Origin of the sequence: Streptomyces botrytidirepellens, from assembly GCF_003721215.1 — a bacterium.
Classification (GTDB): Bacteria; Actinomycetota; Actinomycetes; order Streptomycetales; family Streptomycetaceae; genus Streptomyces; species Streptomyces himastatinicus.
In genome coordinates, this window is sequence record NZ_RIBZ01000465.1 from 1 (window position 1) to 1,533 (window position 1,533).

Consider the following 1,533-nt stretch of genomic DNA (forward strand, 5'->3'; position numbering starts at 1 on the left):
CCCTGCGGCACGTACGGGCTGCGCGGCGCGTACGGCCCGGGCCGCCCGTGCCCTCACCGCCCGCAGGACCCGCCGCAGGGCGCTGCCGCGGCGCCGGGCCGGGCGTTCCCCGATCACGGTCTGGAAGTCGCGGTACTCGCGCAGCGCCCGGAGGGTGCGCCAGTCGTCCCGGCCGGGAGCGGGCGGGGCGGGCTCACCGCGCTGGGCGGCCCGGTACAGGTCGAGTGCGTATTGCTGAGTGACGGACATGGAAGGAGCGTCGGACCCCCCGCCGCCGCCCGTCATCTCGATTGACGATTGCCGTCAAACGAGGTCGGGGCGCGGTGCGGGCTGCCGCACCATGGGGGCATGGCCAATGTCGTGGACATCACCGGGCTGTCGCCCGAGCGCATCGTCTTCAGCCCGTCACCGCTCGCGGAACTGGGCGCCGCACTGCACGTGCTGTCCGAGCCCGGCCACCACCCAGGGCAGCACGGCTGGGCCACCGCGACCGCCGCCTCCCTCAAGCCGGATCTCGCCGACCGGCTGTGCGAGGCGGACTTCCTGTGGGGCACGGCCCGCTCCGACCTGCTGCTGCCGTCCGCCCCCGGCGCGACGCTCGCGGAGGAGCTGGACGCGCTGGACCGGATCGACGACGAGGCGTTCGTGGCGGCCGCGTTCGAGATCAGCTGCTCCGCCTCGTACGACCGTCCGACGCCGTCGCCGCTGGTCGACCGGGGCGAGCGGGACCGGGTCCGGGACATGGCCCGGGCCCGCGGACCGCGGCAATTGGCGTTCGTGGACCGCATGCTGACGGACCCGGACGGGCTGCGGGTGTGGCTGCGGCGCCTGCTGGAGGACTGCCACCAGGCGTTCTTCGCCGACGCCTGGCAGCGGGTGCGGGTCCAACTGGCCGCCGACGCCCGCCACAAGGGCGAGCTGCTCCAGCGCAAGGGGCTCGCGGAGGCGCTGAGGGCGACCTCGGCCGCGCTGTCGCTGGAGCAGGGTGCGGACGGGCGGGCGCGCGTCCTGGTCGACAAGCTGGCGGCGGGGCGTACGACGGCGCACGGGAGCGGTCTGACCCTCATCCCGACGACCTTCGGCTGGCCGCATCTGCTCCTGGTGCACGCGCCGGGCTGGCACCCGGTGATCCAGTACCCCGTCGCCGGGCCCGAACTCACCCCGCCCGCCGCCCTGCAACTCGTCCAGCAGCGCCTGGAGGCCCTCGCCCACCCGATGCGGATGCGCATCTGCCGCACCCTGGCCCGGGGCCCGCACACCACGGGCGAGCTGGCCGAGGCGTACGCCATCACGCCGCCGGAGGTCTCCCGGCACATCGCCGTCCTGAAGAAGGCCGGGCTTCTGCACACCCGGCGGCGCGGGCGGTACGTCCTGCACCAGTTGGAGTTGGCGACGGTGGCGCGCCTGGGGAGCGACTTCCTGGAGGGCATCCTGCGGTAGGACGCGGCGGCGCGCCGGAAATTTTCCCCCACCCCGCCCCTTCCCGAAACCGGGAAAACCCCCGGCCCCCCCCGACCGCGGCCCCCCAAACGC

General features: G+C 75.0%; 2 protein-coding genes. One reads left to right on the plus strand and one right to left on the minus strand.

Translation table 11 applies throughout. The annotated features are described in order from the left end of the window. On the minus strand, window positions 1–249 hold a 249-nt coding region (locus tag EEJ42_RS31630; protein ID WP_184503363.1), incomplete at its 3' end, for a hypothetical protein. Between the two features lie 99 nt (window positions 250–348). Here EEJ42_RS31630 and EEJ42_RS31635 point away from each other — a divergent pair. Further along, window positions 349–1,440: a DUF5937 family protein gene (locus tag EEJ42_RS31635; protein WP_123105300.1), complete on the plus strand. Its 1,092-nt coding sequence runs from the start codon at window positions 349–351 to the stop codon at window positions 1,438–1,440. Window positions 1,441–1,533 lie beyond the last annotated feature (93 nt).